The organism is Streptomyces sp. Ru72 (genome assembly GCF_002920635.1).
GTDB lineage: Bacteria > Actinomycetota > Actinomycetes > Streptomycetales > Streptomycetaceae > Streptomyces.
This window is the reverse complement of sequence record NZ_PQSR01000203.1, coordinates 1-4,469: the sequence shown is the minus strand read 5'-3', so window position 1 is coordinate 4,469 and position 4,469 is coordinate 1. Positions and strand designations below refer to the sequence as shown.

The 4,469-nt window shown below is 69.4% G+C and carries 4 protein-coding genes; all 4 read right to left on the bottom strand.

Features of this window, described 5'->3' with window-relative positions; all coding sequences use genetic code 11:
• A partial coding sequence (locus C3488_RS39195; protein ID WP_258053924.1) for a methylmalonyl-CoA mutase family protein occupies window positions 1-932 on the bottom strand: 932 nt, incomplete at its 3' end.
• 192 nt (window positions 933-1,124) lie between these two features.
• Complete coding sequence (ccrA, locus tag C3488_RS39190; protein ID WP_103845580.1) at window positions 1,125-2,462, bottom strand: crotonyl-CoA carboxylase/reductase; 1,338 nt, start codon at window positions 2,460-2,462, stop codon at window positions 1,125-1,127.
• A gap of 401 nt (window positions 2,463-2,863) precedes the next feature.
• Window positions 2,864-3,676, bottom strand: a complete 813-nt coding sequence (locus tag C3488_RS39185; RefSeq protein WP_181139381.1) for a TetR family transcriptional regulator — start codon at window positions 3,674-3,676, stop codon at window positions 2,864-2,866.
• Window positions 3,677-3,812: 136 nt separating this feature from the next.
• The coding region (locus tag C3488_RS39180) for a 3-hydroxyacyl-CoA dehydrogenase family protein (RefSeq protein WP_258053923.1) at window positions 3,813-4,469 on the bottom strand (657 nt) is incomplete at its 5' end.

Sequence of the window (4,469 nt, the reverse complement as noted above, 5' to 3'; positions counted from 1 at the left end):
TGCTGGATGCGCAGCGACCACTGCTGGTCCCAGGGGCGGGGCAGGCCGAGCGCCTCGTTCCAGGCCGGAAGCTGCACGGCACGCGCTCGTGCGTCCTTGGAGAGGGTGACGGCCAGCATCTCCAGCACGATCCGCTGGACGTTGTTCTCCGGCTGCGCCTCGGTCAGACCGAGCGAGTTGACCTGGACGCCGTAGCGGAAGCGGCGGTGCTTGGGGTCCTCGATGCCGTACCGCTCACGCGTGATCCGGTCCCAGATGCGGCCGAAGGCCCGCATCTTGCACATCTCCTCGATGAAGCGGACGCCCGCGTTCACGAAGAAGGAGATGCGGCCGACGACATCGCCCATGCGCTCCTGCGGCACCTGCCCGCTGTCGCGCACGGCGTCGAGGACGGCGATCGCGGTGGACATCGCGTACGCGATCTCCTGGACCGGCGTGGCGCCCGCCTCCTGCAGGTGGTAGCTGCAGATGTTGATCGGGTTCCACTTCGGGATGTGGGAGACCGTGTACGCGATCATGTCCGTCGTCAGACGGAGGCTCGGCCCAGGCGGGAACACGTGGGTGCCGCGGGACAGGTACTCCTTGACGATGTCGTTCTGGGTCGTGCCCTGGAGCTTGGTGATGTCCGCGCCCTGCTCCTCCGCGACGACCTGGTAGAGCGCCAGCAGCCACATGGCCGTGGCGTTGATCGTCATCGAGGTGTTCATCTGCTCCAGGGGGATGTCCTGGAACAGCCGGCGCATGTCACCGAGGTGCGCGACGGGGACCCCGACCCGGCCGACCTCGCCGCGGGCGAGGATGTGGTCGGAGTCGTAGCCGGTCTGCGTCGGCAGGTCGAACGCCACCGACAGACCCGTCTGCCCCTTGGCGAGGTTGCGCCGGTACAGCTCGTTGGACGCCTCGGCCGTGGAGTGACCGGCGTACGTGCGCATGAGCCACGGCCGGTCCCTGTCTTTCGGCGCCTGCGGCGCAGGGCGCTGTGTGCCGGTGTCGACGTTCCTCGGCCCGCGGTCGCTGCGCTCCCTCGTCTTCGTCTCTTTCGACACCGGCGCGCCCTGCGCCGCAGGCGCGGTCTCCCGCCTTTCGGCGGGCTGACGCTCACTCATCTGTGACCTCCGCAGTCCTCAGACGTTCCGGAAGCGGTTGATGGCGTCGATGTGCTTGGCGCGCATCTCGTGGTCGCGCACGCCCAGGCCCTCCTCGGGCGCCAGGCACAGCACGCCGACCTTGCCCTGGTGCACGTTGCGGTGGACGTCGTGGGCGGCCTGGCCGGTCTCCTCCAGGGAGTACACCTTCGACAGCGTCGGGTGGATCTTGCCCTTGGCGATGAGCCGGTTGGCCTCGTACGCCTCGCGGTAGTTCGCGAAGTGCGAGCCGATGATCCGCTTCAGCGACATCCACAGGTAGCGGTTGTCGTACTCGTGCATGTAGCCCGAGGTGGAGGCGCAGGTGGTGATGGTGCCGCCCTTGCGGGTGACGTAGACGGAGGCGCCGAAGGTCTCGCGGCCGGGGTGCTCGAAGACGATGTCGATGTCCTCGCCGCCGGTGAGCTCGCGGATGCGCTTGCCGAAGCGCTTCCACTCCTTGGGGTCCTGGGTGTGCTCGTCCTTCCAGAACTTGTAGCCCTCGGCGTTGCGGTCGATGATCGCCTCGGCACCCATGGAGCGGCAGATCTCCGCCTTCTGGGGCGAGGAGACCACACAGATCGGGTTGGCGCCGCCCGCGAGCGCGAACTGGGTGGCGTACGAGCCGAGGCCGCCGCTCGCGCCCCAGATCAGGACGTTGTCGCCCTGCTTCATGGCGGCGCCGTTGCGGGAGACCAGCTGCCGGTAGGCGGTGGAGTTCACCAGGCCCGGGGCCGCGGCCTCCTCCCAGCTCAGGTGGTCCGGCTTCGGCATCAGCTGGTTGGACTTGACCAGGGCGATCTCCGCGAGGCCGCCGAAGTTGGTCTCGAAGCCCCAGATGCGCTGCTCGGGGTCGAGCATGGTGTCGTCGTGGCCGTCGGGCGACTCCAGCTCGACGCTCAGGCAGTGCGCGACGACCTCGTCGCCGGGCTTCCAGGCGTTGACGCCGGGGCCGGTGCGCAGCACGACGCCGGCGAGGTCGGAGCCGATGATGTGGTACGGCAGGTCGTGCCGCTTGGTCAGCGGCGAGAGCTTGCCGTAGCGCTCGAGGAAGCCGAACGTCGACAGCGGCTCGAAGATCGAGGTCCACACGGAGTTGTAGTTGACCGAGGAGGCCATGACGGCCACCAGGGCCTCGCCCGGGCCGAGCTCGGGCAGCGGGACCTCGTCGACGTGCAGGGACTTGCGGGGGTCCTTGTCGCGGGTGGGCATGCCCGCGAACATCTCCGTCTCGTCCTTGTGCACGGTGACCGCGCGGTAGGACTCGGGGAGGGGGAGGGCGGCGAAGTCGGCGGACGTGGCGGTCCCCGACTGAATGGCGTCCAGGATGTCCTTCACGGTGGTGCCTCCGGCGAATGGCGTCTTGAGGGGAGACGCTGAGGGTTACGTCGGTGTGCTGCTGGTGAGAGGGGTGCCGTCGGTTCGGCGGAGGTGGTGCTGGGCAGCGCTTTGTGGCGCGGAGGTTGCCTGTGACGCAGGCGTCCGGGCGCGCTCGCCGAAGGGCTTGCGGGGACAGCCGGCGTACGAGAGGTCTCTGCACGCCGGCCGCCCGGACACCCTCACCGTATGGCACCCCGTGTCACCCCGCAAGGCACTGGGTGCCAGAAACTTCCCTCAGATGAAATCTTTGCGTAACAAATGAGCGATGATCGATCAAAGCTACTGTCGAGTAGGCGCAAACGGACGGGCCGGCGGCGGCACTGGGTGCCGCCGCCGGCCCGTGAAGGGGCTGCAGACGGTTACGAACGCTCCTTGAGCGCCTGCTCGATGGTGCGCATGACCTCGTCCAGGGGCGCGTCCGTCCTGGCCACCGTGACCAGCACCTCCCCGTGCCTGGTCGCGGAGGACTTCGCCGTCCGGGGCGCGGTGTCCCGTCCGGCCCCGATCCCCGTCCCGAACGTCTTGCGGACGATCGCGAAGGCGTGGTCCAGCTGCGCCTCCACGTCTCCCTGGCCGCCCGCCCGCAGCCAGCGCCGCAGTACGTGGTTGTGCGCGGTGACGACCGCGGAGGCGGCGACCTCGGCGAGCAGCGGGTCGTCGTTCGCGTCGTCGTCGTGCGCGTGCTCGTCGAAGTGGCCGAGGAGGTAGCGGGTGAAGAGGCGCTCGTAACGGGCGACCGAGGCGATCTCCGCCTCGCGCAGCGTCGGCACCTCGCGGGTCAGCTTGTAGCGCTGCACGGAGATCTCCGGCCGGGCCGCGTACATCTTCATGACTTCCTTGATGCCGCGGCACACGGTGTCGAGCGGGTGCTCGTGCGCGGGCGCGGCGTTGAGCACGGCCTCCGCCCGGATCAGGGTGTCGTCGTGGTCCGGGAAGATCGCCTCTTCCTTGGAGCGGAAGTGGCGGAAGAAGGTGCGCCGGGCGACCCCCGCGGCTGCCGCGATCTCGTCGACGGTGGTCGCTTCGTACCCTTTGGTGGCGAACAGCTCCATCGCCGCGGCCGCCAGTTCCCGGCGCATCTTGAGCCGCTGGGCGGCGGCGCGAGAGCCTGCGGCACTCTCCGGTGCGTCGGGCGTAGCTGGTGTACGTGAGGACTTGGCGGGCTGGGACATGACCCGAACGTACTGCATCTGCGCAGGATGGTGCGCAGGTCCCGGGTCCCCCCCGCCCCGCGCGGGCGGGGGGTGACCGGCCGGGTCGAGCAGTCCGCCCCAGTCGGCGCCGCCGTGGAGCCGGTCGCCGCGCCGGTCAGCGCTTGGCATATTCGCGGAAGCCACGGCCGGTCTTGCGGCCGAGGCAGCCCGCGGCCACCAGGTGTTCCAGAAGCGGCGCCGGGGCCAGGCCGGGGTCGCGGAACTCCCGGTGCAGCACCTTCTCGATGGCGAGCGAGACGTCGAGGCCCACCACGTCGAGCAGTTCGAACGGACCCATCGGGTAGCCGCCGCCCAGCTTCATCGCCGCGTCGATGTCGTCCAGGGACGCGTAGTGCTCCTGGACCATCTTCACGGCGTTGTTCAGATACGGGAACAGAAGCGCGTTGACGATGAATCCGGCGCGGTCGCCGCAGTCGACGGGGTGCTTCCTGATCGAGCCGCACAGTGTGCGCACGGTCGCGTGGGCGTCGTCCGCCGTCAGCACCGTGCGGACGACCTCGACCAGCTTCATGGCCGGTGCCGGGTTGAAGAAGTGCATGCCGATCACGTCCTGCGGGCGCGAGGTGGCGCGGGCACAGGCGACGACGGGAAGCGAGGAGGTGGTGGTGGCGAGGATCGCGCCGGGCTTGCAGACCTTGTCGAAGGTGGCGAACAGCTGCCGCTTGACCTCCAGGTCCTCGGCGACGGCCTCCAGGGCCAGGTCGACGTCCGCGAAGTCGTCGTAGGAGCCCGTCGGCCGGATCCGGTCCAG